The sequence below is a fragment of the Sphingomonas lycopersici genome, assembly GCF_026130605.1.
Taxonomy (GTDB): domain Bacteria; phylum Pseudomonadota; class Alphaproteobacteria; order Sphingomonadales; family Sphingomonadaceae; genus Sphingomonas; species Sphingomonas lycopersici.
Window position 1 is genome coordinate 13742 of record NZ_JANFAU010000004.1, and the last position, 13609, is coordinate 27350.

Sequence of the window (13609 nt, forward strand, 5' to 3'; positions counted from 1 at the left end):
CGGGCGCGGCAGTCGGTCAGGGAACCGCCGGGCACCTGAGCAAAAAGCTCGATAGGGGACACATAGATGCGTAATAACCTGCTTCTGGGCGTGGCTGCGGCCGCGCTCATCGTGCCGGTCGCGGCAATGGCACAAGAAACCACTTCCACGATTCGCGGCTCGGTAACCGCGGGCGGCGCCCCGGTGGCGGGCGCGACCGTGACGATCACGCACGTTCCGTCGGGCACGACGGCGAACACCACCACCGACGCAAACGGCAATTTCAACGCCGCCGGTCTGCGCGTGGGCGGTCCGTTCACCGTAACCGTCAAGGCCGAGGGCCATCCCCAGACCAGCATCACCGACATCAATACCGTCGTTGCCCAAGCGTTCGACCTGCCGATCGATCTCCAGCCGGCGCAGGGCGTTGAAACCACCGCGGGCGGCGATGTCGTCGTCACCGCGGCTAAGCTGCCCAACGCACGCACCGTCAGCCAGGGACCGGCGACCGTCCTCTCGGCGACGCAGATCGCCGCGGTCGCCTCGGTCAACCGCGACATCCGCGACCTGATGCGCCGCGATCCCTTCGCGCGCCTCGACTATTCGGACGGCAACGGCCGCGCGGTGAGCTTCGCCGGCCAGAATGCGCGCTTCAACCGCTTCTCGATCGACGGCGTGCCGGTCACCGACAATTTCGGCATCAATCCCGACGGCCTGCCGACCCGCCGTTCGCCGGTGCCGCTCGACGCGATCGGCCAGTTCCAGACCAAGGTCGCGCCCTATGACGTGCGCGAGGGCAATTTCCAGGGCGGCGCGATCAACGCGATCCTGAAATCGGGCACCAACCAGTTCCACGGCACCGGCTTCTACGCTTATTCGTCGGACGGCCTGACGGGCACCAAGACCAAGGCCGGCCCCGGCGTGCCGACCGGCGTCGTCACGCTGCCCAAGTTCAAATATGAGAATTACGGCGGAGAGATCTCCGGCCCGATCATCAAGGACAAATTGTTCTTCATGGTCGCCGGCGAGCGCATCCGCGCCGGCACGCCGATCGCGGAAGGCACGCCGGGCAACAATGCCGGCACCGTCATCCCGCTCATCACCGATGCCGCCGTCTCGCAGATCCAGGACATCGCGAAGTCCAAATACGGCTACAACACCGGCGGCATCCTCAACAATTCGAAGGATTCCGACGACCGCCTCGTCGCGAAGATCGACGCCAACATCTCCGACCGCCAGCGCGTGTCGTTGACGTACATGTACACCAAGGATTCGATCCAGTTCGGCAACAACACCAACGTCGGCCCAGCAGCGGCGACGGGTAGCGCGCCGGGCCTCGGGCTCGAATCGAACGGCTATATCGCGTCGAACCGGCTGCACACCGGCGTGTTCCAGCTCAATTCCGACTGGAGCGACGAATTCTCGACCGAAGTCCGCGCCTTCTATAAGGATTACAAGCGCGGTCAGGATCCGATCCTCGGCCGCGGTTTCGGCCAGTTCCAGGTCTGCACCGCGCCGACCTCCGATCGCGGCACCGGCGCCGCAACGAACACCGATTTGTCGAACAATTGCGCCCCCGGCTACGGCACGGTGTCGTTCGGCCCGGATATTTCGCGCCAGTCGAACGAGCTCAGCAGCAAGACCTGGGGCGGCCTCGTCCAGGCGCGCCTGACCCGCAACGACCATGACGTGCGGCTCTTTGCCGAGGTGCAAAGCACGTCGATCTTCAACCTGTTCGTGCAGCGCACGGCGGGCGATTATTATTTCGACTCGATCGCCGATTTCCAGGCCGGCAACGCACAGCGGCTGCGTTATACGAATGCGGTTCCCAGCCTGAACCCGGCGGATGCCGCGGCGCGGTTCAAATATCAGTCGTTCGTCTTCGGCCTCCAGGATACCTGGCGCGTCAGCGACATCCTCACGGTGAACTACGGCGGGCGTTACGACCTGTACGCCGGGGATAGCCGTCCGGCGCTCAACACCAATTTCGTCAACCGGTTCGGCTTCGCGAACAACGCCTATATCTCGGGCCGCGGCATCTTCCAGCCGCGCGTCGGCTTCGATTTCAAGCCCACCCCGGGCCTGGTGATCCGCGGCGGCGGCGGCATCTTCTCGGGCGGCTCGCCCGACGTCTATGTCTCGAACAGCTTCTCGAACACCGGCTATCTGTCGAACAGCATCGATATCCGCCAGACCAACGGCGGCGGCTATATCATGCCCGCCGGGAGCACGGTCACCGGCGATCAGATTCTGAGCGGCGTGAACGGCAAGACCATCCCGGCCGGCGCCAATACGGTGCTGACGAACGCCTCGTCGTCGGCCACCGCGCCGACCAACGCGCTCGATCCGCACTTCAAGCTGCCGTCGCAGTGGCGCGCGACGCTGTCGGCCGATTACGACACCAATCTGGGCGGCTTCCTGGGCGGCGGCTGGCACTTCGGCGCCGACTTCCTCTACTCGAAGGTCCGCAGCCAGGTGTATTTCACCGACATCCGCTCGGTGCCGACCGCGCTCAAGACGCCTGACGGCCGGACGCGCTACGCCGCGCTGACGACCTTCAACGACACCAACCAGGATATCCTGCTCACCAATACCGACAAGGGCCGCGGCTACATCGCGGTAGCGCGGTTCGACAAGAGCTGGGACATCGGCGTGAATATCGGCGCGAGCTACACCTATCAGAACGTCAAGGACGCTACGCCGGCAACCTCCTCGACCGCAGGATCGAACTACGGCAACGGTGCGTTCTTCGATGCCAGCGGCGCGGCCTATGGCGTCTCGAACGACGAAGTCCGTCACTTCTTCAAATATAACGTGACGTTCGATCACGCCTTCTTCGGCGACTACAAGACCGTGTTCTCGATCTTCGGCGAAACCCGCATCGGCAAGCCCTACAGCTATACGATGCAGGACATCTCGCAGGGCCGCAGCGCGATCTTCGGCAACGTCGGAACCGGCGCGCGCTACCTGCTCTACGTGCCGACCTCGACCTCGGACGCTTTGGTGTCTTACGACAACCCGACGACCGCGACTTATCTCGACAACCTGATCAACAGCACGGGTCTGGCGAAATATCGCGGCAAGGTCGCCCCGCGTAACGCGTTCAACTCGCCGTGGTTCACCCGCATTGACCTGCACCTGTCGCAGGAAATCCCGACCGGGCTTGGTGACAGCCGCGTCCAGATCTTCGCGGATATCGAGAACTTCACCAACCTGCTCAACAAGAAGTGGGGCCAGGTTCGCGAATATTCGTTCCCGTACACGATCGCGGCGGTGCGCGTTCAGTGCCTCACCGCGCCGGGTGGCGCCGTCGTGACCAGCACGTCGCAGCCGTGCGGACAGTATAAATATTCTGCCCCGACCGTGACGCCGGATCAACAGAACGTGATTTCGTCGCGTCCGTCCCTCTACACGATCCGCATCGGCGCGCGCTTCACCTTCTAAGCGCCCGTCGCTCGGTAAAATCTCACGGGTCGTCGCTCCTTTCGCGGGAGCGGCGGCCCTCTTGTTTTGCACCCTTTCGACAGGCCGTGTAAGGCGAATGGAATGGCGACGCTTCCCGCCCCCCAGGCGACTCCGCCCGTAATGACCGGCGCTCCCTCCGCTGCCGCGGCGCTGGCGCAGGCGCGCGCCTCGACGATGTTCGTCCGCCCGTTTTTCGAGGACAAGGCCCGCGCCTTCTGGTTCCTCCAGGCGGCGGGCTGGTCGGGCTATCTCATCCTGCGCACCGTTTCGAGCATCTCGAACGGCTTCACGCTGCAGGGGGTGGTCACCAATATCATCGAGACGATCGTCGGCTATTGCATCACGCTGCTGCTCTCGACGCTCTACGGCTATTATCGCGGGCTCCCGCGCATCACCGGCATCATCCTGACGTTGCTGACCCTGGGTGCGGCGACCTTCCTTTATGCGCTGCTCGACACCTTCTCGTTCAGCTTCATCAAATTCGCCGCGCCGGGCATCGATGTGAAGCTGCTGATCGGCGCGCTGTTCCTCAATTTCACCGTGCTCGCGGGCTGGTCGGCGCTGTATTTCGGGATCAATTTCTATCTGATCATCGAGGAGCAGATCGATCAGATGCAGCATCTGGAAACCCAGGCGTCCTCGGCGCAGCTCGCGATGCTGCGCTACCAGCTCAACCCGCATTTCCTGTTCAACACGCTCAATTCGATCTCGACTCTGGTGCTGCTCAAGCAGACCGAGCGCGCCAATGCGATGCTGTCGCGGCTCGCCTCGTTCCTGCGCTACACGCTGATCAACGAGCCGACCGCGCATGTCGCGCTGGCGCAGGAGATCGAGACGCTGAAGCTCTATCTCGAGATCGAGAAGATGCGCTTCGAGGATCGGCTGCGCCCCGAATTCGAGATCGATCCGGCCGCGGAAAAGGCGCATCTGCCCTCCTTGCTGCTCCAGCCACTGATCGAAAATGCGATAAAATATGCGGTTACGCCTCAGGAAGAGGGCGCCGAAATCCGCGTTACGGCGCGGCTCGCCGGGGAACGGGTGCAGATCATCGTATCTGATACAGGACCGGGCTTGCAGGCGACAAAGAACCGGCCGAGCCTTTCAACCGGTGTTGGGATTGCCAATATCAGGGAGCGCCTGGCGCAAGCCTATGGCGCGGATCATCGTTTTGAGATCCAGGCGATGCCGCAAGGCGGGTTCCGGGTCGAGATCGAGATTCCGTTCCAGCTCGAATAACCCAGGGGGCAGATGAACAGGGGGATGGAAAAGTGAAGCCGCGGCGGATCGCAACAGCGCCGGCGCGGCGGACGTATTGGAGACTACCAAGGCAATGACCATCCGCACCATTCTCGTCGACGACGAGCCGCTGGCGATCCAGGGGCTCGAGTTGCGCCTGCAGACGCATGACGACGTCGAGATCATCGCCAAGTGCCAGAACGGGCGCGAAGCGATCAGCGCGATCAAGACCCACAAGCCCGATCTCGTCTTTCTCGACATCCAGATGCCCGGATTCGACGGCTTTTCGGTCGTCCAGGGGATGATGGAGGTGGAGCCGCCGCTGTTCGTCTTCGTCACTGCCTATTCGGACCACGCCTTGCGCGCCTTCGAGGCGCAGGCGGTCGATTATCTGATGAAGCCGGTCGAGGAAGCCCGGCTCGCCGACACGCTCGATCGCGTGCGCCAGCGCCTCGCCGAACGCCGCGGCGCCGAGGAAACCGAGAAATTGAAGGAGGCGCTGGCCGAACACGCTCCCGAGGCGGCGGCCGAGATCGGTGCCGGCGACGGCGATCACGTCAACGCCAACCGATTCGAAAAGCTCATCAATATCAAGGATCGCGGGCAGATCTTCCGCGTCGATGTCGACACGATCGAGCTGATCGAGGCAGCCGGCGACTATATGGTGATCAAGACCGCGGATAATTCGCTCGTGCTGCGCGAGACGATGAAGGATCTGGAAAAGCGGCTCGATCCGCGGCGTTTCCAGCGCGTCCACCGCTCGACGATCGTCAACCTCGATCTCGTCAAGCAGGTCAAGCCGCACACCAACGGCGAATGCTTCCTGATCCTCGATTCGGGTGCGCAGGTGAAGGTCAGCCGCTCGTATCGCGACGTGGTGGCGCGCTTCGTCCACTGAGGGCGGCGCGCCTTTTCACCCACCTGCGTCATCCCGGCCTTGAGCCGGGATCCATCGTGCCTCGGGCGCCGCGACTAGGACCTCTTGCCCCGCGCCTGCCTCCCGATGGACCCCGGCTCAAGGCCGGGGTGACGAGGGGTGTGCCTGAGAACGCCCCTCCCCCGCTGGCGACATCGCCCCCGCTCTGCTAGGCGCGCCCGATGCTTACCCTTAATGCCATCACCGTCCGTCTCGGCGGGCGTGCGATCCTCGACGGCGCGAGCGCCGCGCTGCCGCCGGGCAGCCGCGTCGGGCTGATCGGCCGCAACGGCGCGGGCAAATCGACGTTGGTGAAGGCGATCGCCGGGATGCTCGAGCCCGATTCCGGCGCGGTCGAGATGCCGCGCGGCGCGCGCGTCGGCTATATCGCGCAGGAGGCCCCCGCCGGCGAGACCACGCCGTTCGAGGCGGTGCTCGCCGCCGATGTCGAGCGCGCGCGGCTGATGGAAGAGGCCGAAACCGTCACCGATCCCGAGCGGCTCGGCGAAGTCCACGAACGGCTGATCGCGATCGACGCCCACGCCGCCCCGGCGCGTGCCGCGCGCATCCTCGTCGGGCTCGGCTTCGACGAGGAGGCGCAGGGGCGCCCGCTCGACAGCTTCTCGGGCGGGTGGCGGATGCGCGTCGCGCTCGCGGCGCTGCTCTTCTCGCAGCCCGATCTGCTGCTGCTCGACGAACCCTCGAACCACCTCGATCTCGAAGCGGTGATGTGGCTGGAGGATTTCCTCAAATCCTATCGCGCGACGATCGTCGTGGTCAGCCACGAGCGCGATTTCCTCAACAATGTCGTCGATCACATCCTGCATCTGCAGGGCGGCAAGACCACGCTCTACGTCGGCGGCTATGACGCGTTCGAGCGCCAGCGCGCCGAGCGGATGGCGCAGCTTGCCGCCGCGCGCGCCAACCAGGATGCGCAGCGCGCCAAGCTGCAGGATTATATCGCGCGCAACTCGGCCCGCGCCTCGACCGCCAAACAGGCGCAGAGCCGCGCCAAGATGCTGGCCAAGCTCCAGCCGATCGCCGAGATCGCCAACGATCCGACGCTGGCGTTCGACTTCCCCGACCCCGAACCTTTGCGCCCGCCGCTGATCACGCTCGATCACGCGGCGGTCGGCTATGGCGAAACGCCGATCCTCAAGCGGCTCAACCTGCGGCTCGATCCCGACGATCGCATCGCGCTGCTCGGCCGCAACGGCAACGGCAAGACCACCCTCGCCCGCCTGATCGCCGCGCAGCTCGCGCCGATGGAGGGGGATATGGCCGCCTCGTCGCGGATGAAGGTCGGCTATTTCACCCAATATCAGGTGGAAGAGCTCGACGTCGACGATACCCCGCTGGCGCATATGACGCGGGTGATGCGCGGCGCGACCCCGGCGGCGGTGCGCGCGCAGCTCGGCCGGTTCGGCTTTTCGGGCGACAAGGCGACGACGCAGGTCGGCAAGCTGTCAGGCGGCGAGCGCGCGCGGCTGGCGCTCGCGCTGATTACCCGCGATGCGCCGCATCTCCTGATCCTCGACGAGCCGACCAACCACCTCGACGTCGACGCGCGCGAGGCGCTGGTGCAGGCGCTGGCGGGCTATAAGGGCGCGGTGCTGATCGTCAGCCACGATCGGCATATGGTCGAGCTGACCGCCGACCGGCTGGTGCTGGTCGACGGCGGGACGGCGCGCGAATTCGACGGCAGCCTCGACGATTATGTTTCGCTGGTGCTGGCGAAGGAGCCCAAGGCGGAGGGCGGCAAGCCCAACCGCAAGGACGAGCGCCGCGCCGCCGCCGAAAAGCGCGAAGCGGCCAAGGCGTGGCGCAAGGCGGCGCGCGATGCCGAGAGCGAGCTGGCGAAGTTCAATGCCGAACGCTCGGCGGTCGACCGCGCGATGTTCGATCCCGCCGGGGCTGATGCCGCGCTCGCCAAGCTGACGATGACCGAACTGATGAAGCGCCGCGCGTCGCTCACCGAGAAGATCGAGGCGGCGGAAGCGCGCTGGCTGGAGGCGAGCGAGGCGCTGGAGGAGGCGTAAGCCTCAAAAGCCCCTCCCCTTCAGGGGAGGGGTTAGAGGTTATTCTTCGCCCTCGGCCTCTTCCGCAGGCCGCTCGAACCACGCCTCGACCGGGCCGGAGAGCTTGATCGTTAGCGGGCGGCCGTGGCGGTCGACTTTCTTGCCGAGCGCGACGCGGATCCAGCCTTCGCTGATCGAATATTCCTCGACGTCCTTACGCTCGACGCCCTTGAAACGGATGCCGACGCCGCGCTCCAGCGCTTCCTGGTGGAAGTGCGGGCTGCGCGGATCGATCGACAGATGGTCGGGAGGTGTATCGCTCATGGGCGCGGCGCTTAAAGCATTTTCGGGAAAAGTGGATACCGGTTTTCCGCTTCGGAAATGCGCAAAAGCAAAAAACCTCGGTCAGCACCGCCGGATCAACGCAAAAACGGCGCGGGGGCTACCCGCGCCGTCCCTGCGTGACCGGAAGCGGGCGCCTTAGCGGCAGACCCGCACCGGTTCCTCGCGGCCCCAATAAGGATCCCAGCGCCAGCTCGTGTAGCAGCGCGGATAATAGGGCCGTTCGTAGTAATAATAGCTCGGCGGCGGCGGGGGCGGCGCGTCGTAATAATAATAACGCGGGCGGTCGCTCGAGGCGATCGCGGCCCCGATGCCGAGGCCAAGGATGCCACCGACCAGCGCCGCGCCCGCCGCGTCGCCGCCGCGGTGGTAATGGCGATACCCGCCCCAGCGCTGCGCGTCAGCCGGCGCCGCGACGGTCAATGCCGTCGCCGCCAGCGCCACGCCGAGGCCCGCCTTTTTCAGAAAGCCGCTCATCTCGAACCTCCAGAACTCAAAACCGGCTCGCGGTGTCAACGCATGACGCTGCGAGCTTGTTGCTTTTGCTAGCCGAGTCGGGCTGAATGAGGCTGGAATACGGCATTCACCCCGCGTTTAGGTAGGCTCATGGCGCATTGGCTGCTCAAATCAGAACCCGAGAGCTATTCGTGGGACGATCTGGTCCGCGACGGCGGCACCGAATGGGATGGCGTCCGCAACAATGCCGCCGCGCTCCACCTGCGCGCTATGCAGCCCGGTGATCGCGCGCTGATCTATCACAGCGGGGGCGAAAAGGCCGCGGTGGGCGTCGCCGAGATCACCCGCGCCGCGCGCAAGGACGGCGACGAGGGCAATTGGGTATCGGTCGCGATCCGCCCGATCGCGCCGCTACCCCATCCGGTGACGCTGGCGGCGATGAAGGCCGAACCCGCGCTCGCCGGGCTGCAGATGCTGCGCCAGTCGCGGCTTTCGGCCTCCCCGGTGGGCGATGCCGAATGGAAAACGATCGAAGCAATGGCGGCCCGTTGACCGCCACCCGTCTCGGCGCACTTTCGTTTCATTATTTGGACATAAACTGCGCCTAGCGGCCGATCGCAGCAGGCGGGACAAACCTGGCGCGAATCGGGGGATGCGAGCGGATCGACTCCAGCTGAGCCGAAACGCGCGCCCTCGCCGCACCGGGCGTCGCGCCTCGCTCACCGATATAAGTCAAAAAAAGGGTAATCATCGTGTCGATCAATCGCACTCGCCCCGCGCTGCTCGCGGGTGTGGCCGCCAGCCTTGCTGTTTTCGCGGCCCCCGCGCACGCCCAGACGGCGGACGCCCCCACCCCTGCCGCCGCGCCGGAAGGCGACGGGCTCGGCGAGATCGTCGTCACCGCCGAGCGTCGCAGCGAGAATCTGCAGAAAGTGCCGGTGTCGGTCGCCGCGGTGAGCGGCGCGGATCTGCGCAACTTCCAGGCGGCGGGCGAGGACATCCTGTCGCTCTCGGGCCGCGTGCCCAGCCTCTATATCGAGACGACCACCGGCCGCATCTTCCCGCGCTTCTACATCCGCGGCCTCGGCAACGTGGACTTCTACCTCGGCGCCTCGCAGCCGGTGTCGATCATCCAGGACGACGTGGTGCTCGAGCATGTCGTGCTCAAGTCGAACCCGGTCTATGACGTCGCGCAGGTCGAAGTGCTGCGTGGCCCGCAGGGCTCGCTGTTCGGCCGCAACACCACCGCCGGCATCATCAAGTTCGACACCCAGAAGCCGACGATGGACTGGCAGGGCCGCGGCTCCGCCTCGTGGGGCAGCTACAACACCGTGTCGGCCGATGTCGGCATCGGCGGCCCGATCGTCGCCGACAAGCTGGCGTTCCGCGTCTCGGGCATGTGGCAGCATCGCGACAATTGGGTCAGCAACAATTACGCCGGCCCGAGCGCCGACGGCACCAAGGGCGGCAAGGATGTGATGGGCGGCTTCAACGACCGCAACGCGCGCCTGCAGCTCCTCTTCACCCCGACCGACACTTTCTCAATCGACGTTTCGGGCCATGTCCGCGATTACGACGGCACCTCGACGTTGTTCCACCGCGCCGCGCTCAAGAAGGGCTCGAACAACGTCCAGGCCGAGCCGCGCGATATCGTCGCCTATGACGAGGCGAACAACAATGTGCAGTCCTACAAGACGCAGGGCGCCTCGGTGCGCGCGGCGTGGAATTTCGGCGGCGCGACGCTGACCTCGATCACCGCCTACGAACATAGCTCGGGCTACAGCCGCGGCGATACCGACGGCGGCGCGGCGGTGAACTTCCCGTTCAACGGCAACCCCAACGGCTTCGGCCAGAGCGAGGGCTATCTGCGCGGGCTCGATCAGTGGACGCAGGAACTGCGCCTCGCCTCGGACGGTAACGGCCCGTTCAAGTGGCAGTTCGGCGGCTTCTATTTCGACAGCCGCGACATCACCGATTTCTACCAGCGCGGCTATTTCCTGCTGCCGACCAGCGCGGGCTATAACCCGAACAACTGGGTGCGGCTGCATGACGTCAACACCTCCTGGGCGGTGTTCGGCCAGGCGAGCTACAAGATCGGCAACCTGACCCTCACCGGCGGCGCGCGCTACACCGAGGATCGCAAGCACACCACCTTGCTGCAGGCCGCGCTCAACGCCGCCGGCACGACCGCGAACTTCCCGGCGAATGCGCCGCGCGACGTGCGCCTCGTCGGCAAGGAGCCGAGCTGGGACGTGTCGGCGCTGTACGAAGTGAACCCGGATCTCAACGTCTACGCCCGCGTCGCGCGCGGTTTCCGTGGCCCGACGATCCAGGGCCGCTCGGCGGTGTTCGGCGCCCCCTTCACCACGGCGGATTCGGAAACGATCATGTCGTATGAAGCGGGCTTCAAGTCGCAGCCGACCGCCAACCTGCGCTTCAACGCCACCGCCTTCGCGTATACGGTGAAGAACATCCAGCTCAACGGCAATGACTCGTTCGGCAACGGCGTGCTGTTCAACGCCGATCACGCCAATGCCTATGGCATCGAGGCCGAGGCGGAATGGCGCCCGATCCGCAACATCACCTTCACGCTCGGCGCCAGCGCGCTGCACAGCAAGATCAAGGACAGCCGCGTCTATGCGCAGACCTGCAGCCTCAACGGCGTGATGGTCTGCACCGTGCTCGATCCCTATTTCACCAAGGGCACCGGGACGGGCACGACCTATTTCGCGTCGATCAACGGCAATCCGCTGCCGAACGCGCCGACCTTCAACATCGACGGCGCGATCCGCTACGATATCCCGCTGGGCAATGGCGGCAACTTCTTCGTCAACGCCGATGCGAACGTACAGGGCTATACCAACTTCGTGCTGTACCACACGAAGGAGTTCTACTCGGACGGCAACCTCGAACTCGGTCTGAAGGTCGGCTACACCACCCCGGACAAGAAGTATGAGATCGCCGCCTTCGCGCGGAACATCACCAACGAAAAGAACCTCAAGGGCGTGATCGAGAATTACATGGCGGCGGTGTTCAACGAACCGCGCGTCATCGGGGTCTCGATCTCGGGCAAGTTCAACTGATCGAAGGGCGCGGGCCGCATGCCGGCCCGCGCTAACCGAACACAAAAAGGGCGGGATGGCTGATGCCGTCCCGCCCTTTTTCATTTCCCGTCATCCTGGCGAAAGCCAGGATCTCAGGCCGCGAGCGCGCACCTCGCGGCACGCGCCCCCGGCTTCCGCCGGGGTGACGGCACCGGGATTATGCAGCTTCCTTCGACCGCGCCGCGCGCTTGCGCTCGTGCGGATCGAGGTGGCGCTTGCGCAGCCGGATCGACTTCGGGGTCACCTCGACCATCTCGTCGTCGTCGATATAGGCGATCGCCTGTTCCAGCGTCATCCGCTTCGGCGGGGTCAGCCGGATCGCATCGTCCTTGCCGCCCGAGGCGCGGAAGTTGGTGAGCTGCTTCGCCTTCATCGGATTGACCTCGAGGTCGTCCGTCTTGGCGTTTTCGCCGATGATCATGCCCTCGTAGAGTGGATCGCCCGGCGCGACCATCAGGATGCCGCGCTCTTCAAGGCTGCCGAGCGCATAGGCATTGGCCTCGCCCGAGCCGTTGGAGATCAGCACGCCGTTCTTGCGGCCGTCGATCTGGCCCTTGTACGGCCCGTACTTCTCGAACAGCCGGTTCATGATCCCGGTGCCGCGCGTGTCGGACAGGAATTCGCCGTGATAGCCGATCAGCCCGCGGCTCGGCGCGGAGAAGGTGATGCGGGTCTTGCCGCCGCCCGAGGGACGCATATCGGTCATCTCGGCCTTGCGCTGGTTCATCTTGTCGACGACCGTGCCCGAGAATTCTTCGTCGACGTCGATCACCACCGTCTCATACGGCTCCTCGCGGCCGGCGTCGCCGTCGCGGAACAGCACGCGCGGGCGGCTGATGCCGAGCTCGAAGCCCTCGCGGCGCATCGTCTCGATCAGCACGCCGAGCTGCAATTCGCCGCGCCCCGCCACCTCGAAGCTGTCCTTGTCGGCGGCTTCGGTGACCTTGATCGCGACGTTCGATTCCGCCTCGCGGAACAGGCGATCGCGGATCATGCGGCTGGTGACCTTGCTGCCCTCGCGCCCGGCCATCGGCGAATCGTTGACCGCGAAGCGCATCGACAGCGTCGGCGGGTCGATCGGCTGCGCCTGGATCGGGGTCTCGACCGCGACATCGGCGATCGTATTGGCGACGGTCGCGACGGCCAGCCCGGCGAGACTGATGATGTCGCCCGCGCGCGCTTCCTCGACCGGAACGCGTTCCAGCCCGCGGAAGCTCATCAGCTTCGACGCGCGGCCGGTTTCGATCACCTTGCCCTCCTGATCGAGCGCGTGGATCGGCTGGTTGACCTTGACCACGCCCGATTGGACGCGGCCGGTGAGGATGCGGCCGAGGAAATTGTCGCGGTCGAGCAAGGTCACGAGGAAGCTGAACGGCGCCTCCTCATCGAGCGCGGGCGGCGGGACATGGCCGACGATCTTCTGGAACAGCGGCTCCAGCGTCCCTTCGCGCACGTCGGGATTGTCCCCGGCGTAACCGTTGCGGCCCGAGGCGAACAGCACCGGGAAATCGAGCTGCTCGTCGGTCGCGTCGAGCGAGACGAACAGGTCGAACACCTCGTCGAGCACTTCCTGCGCGCGCGCGTCCGACCGGTCGATCTTGTTGACCACCACGATCGGGCGCAGCCCCAGCGCCAGCGCCTTGCCGGTGACGAACTTGGTCTGCGGCATCGCGCCTTCGGCGGCGTCGACCAGCAGGATCACCCCGTCGACCATCGACAGGATGCGCTCCACCTCGCCGCCGAAATCGGCGTGGCCGGGGGTGTCGACGATGTTGATGCGGGTGCCCTGCCATTCGATCGAGGTCGGCTTGGCGAGAATGGTGATCCCGCGTTCCTTTTCGAGATCGTTCGAATCCATCGCGCGTTCCTCGACGCGCTGATTGTCGCGAAACGTGCCGGACTGGCGGAACAGCTGATCCACCAGGGTGGTCTTGCCATGATCGACGTGCGCGATGATGGCGATATTGCGCAGATTCATCAGAAAATCCTGGAATGGCCGCAAAGCGCTGCGGCCTGTTGCGCGCGCCGATAGCCTATTTGCTGCATTGCGGCTAGGGTTTCATTGACAGTTGAACCCGCCCGCCAGCGTGTTA

General features: G+C 65.2%; 9 protein-coding genes. 6 read left to right on the plus strand and 3 right to left on the minus strand.

All coding sequences use genetic code 11. The features are described from left to right. Positions 1–66: 66 nt before the first annotated feature. The 4 genes from NED98_RS09570 (at position 67) to NED98_RS09585 (ending at position 7635) form a co-directional block, all read left to right on the plus strand. Entirely contained in the window at positions 67–3423 is a 3357-nt protein-coding gene (locus tag NED98_RS09570) for a TonB-dependent receptor (protein ID WP_265312838.1), read from the plus strand. A 141-nt stretch (positions 3424–3564) separates the two neighbouring features. Next, positions 3565–4680, plus strand: coding sequence for a sensor histidine kinase (locus NED98_RS09575; protein WP_179513612.1), 1116 nt, complete (start codon positions 3565–3567; stop codon positions 4678–4680). A 94-nt stretch (positions 4681–4774) separates the two neighbouring features. Continuing rightward, positions 4775–5578, plus strand: a complete 804-nt coding sequence (locus tag NED98_RS09580) for a LytR/AlgR family response regulator transcription factor (RefSeq protein WP_179511405.1) — start codon at positions 4775–4777, stop codon at positions 5576–5578. 200 nt (positions 5579–5778) lie between these two features. Then, positions 5779–7635 carry an ABC-F family ATP-binding cassette domain-containing protein gene (locus NED98_RS09585; RefSeq protein ID WP_179511404.1) on the plus strand — a complete coding sequence of 619 codons (1857 nt, stop codon included), beginning with the start codon at positions 5779–5781 and terminating at the stop codon, positions 7633–7635. A gap of 39 nt (positions 7636–7674) precedes the next feature. Here the strand turns inward: NED98_RS09585 and NED98_RS09590 are convergent, their stop codons facing one another. Together NED98_RS09590 and NED98_RS09595 are read right to left on the minus strand one after the other, a co-directional pair. Continuing rightward, positions 7675–7938 carry a DUF3297 family protein gene (locus NED98_RS09590; RefSeq protein ID WP_179511403.1) on the minus strand — a complete coding sequence of 88 codons (264 nt, stop codon included), beginning with the start codon at positions 7936–7938 and terminating at the stop codon, positions 7675–7677. Between the two features lie 156 nt (positions 7939–8094). Further along, complete coding sequence (locus NED98_RS09595) at positions 8095–8433, minus strand: hypothetical protein (RefSeq protein ID WP_179511402.1); 339 nt, start codon at positions 8431–8433, stop codon at positions 8095–8097. 129 nt (positions 8434–8562) lie between these two features. Between NED98_RS09595 and NED98_RS09600 the strand changes: the two genes are divergently transcribed. After that, positions 8563–8964 carry an EVE domain-containing protein gene (locus NED98_RS09600; protein ID WP_265312839.1) on the plus strand — a complete coding sequence of 134 codons (402 nt, stop codon included), beginning with the start codon at positions 8563–8565 and terminating at the stop codon, positions 8962–8964. A gap of 200 nt (positions 8965–9164) precedes the next feature. Then, positions 9165–11495 carry a TonB-dependent receptor gene (locus tag NED98_RS09605; RefSeq protein ID WP_432423311.1) on the plus strand — a complete coding sequence of 777 codons (2331 nt, stop codon included), beginning with the start codon at positions 9165–9167 and terminating at the stop codon, positions 11493–11495. 178 nt (positions 11496–11673) lie between these two features. Here NED98_RS09605 and typA read toward each other — a convergent pair whose 3' ends face one another. Beyond that, a complete protein-coding gene (gene typA, locus NED98_RS09610; RefSeq protein ID WP_179511400.1) occupies positions 11674–13494 on the minus strand; it encodes a translational GTPase TypA in 1821 nt (606 codons plus the stop codon). Between the last annotated feature and the right edge of the window lie 115 nt (positions 13495–13609).

What these genes read in the sequence shown, in the direction of transcription:
- NED98_RS09570 (WP_265312838.1), top strand. Translation starts at nt 67, where the DNA reads ATGCGTAATAACCTGCTTCTGGGCGTGGCTGCGGCCGCGCTCATCGTG.
- NED98_RS09575 (WP_179513612.1), top strand. Translation starts at nt 3,565, where the DNA reads ATGACCGGCGCTCCCTCCGCTGCCGCGGCGCTGGCGCAGGCGCGCGCC.
- NED98_RS09580 (WP_179511405.1), top strand. Translation starts at nt 4,775, where the DNA reads ATGACCATCCGCACCATTCTCGTCGACGACGAGCCGCTGGCGATCCAG.
- NED98_RS09585 (WP_179511404.1), top strand. Translation starts at nt 5,779, where the DNA reads ATGCTTACCCTTAATGCCATCACCGTCCGTCTCGGCGGGCGTGCGATC.
- NED98_RS09590 (WP_179511403.1), bottom strand. Translation starts at nt 7,938, where the DNA reads ATGAGCGATACACCTCCCGACCATCTGTCGATCGATCCGCGCAGCCCG.
- NED98_RS09595 (WP_179511402.1), bottom strand. Translation starts at nt 8,433, where the DNA reads ATGAGCGGCTTTCTGAAAAAGGCGGGCCTCGGCGTGGCGCTGGCGGCG.
- NED98_RS09600 (WP_265312839.1), top strand. Translation starts at nt 8,563, where the DNA reads ATGGCGCATTGGCTGCTCAAATCAGAACCCGAGAGCTATTCGTGGGAC.
- typA (WP_179511400.1), bottom strand. Translation starts at nt 13,494, where the DNA reads ATGAATCTGCGCAATATCGCCATCATCGCGCACGTCGATCATGGCAAG.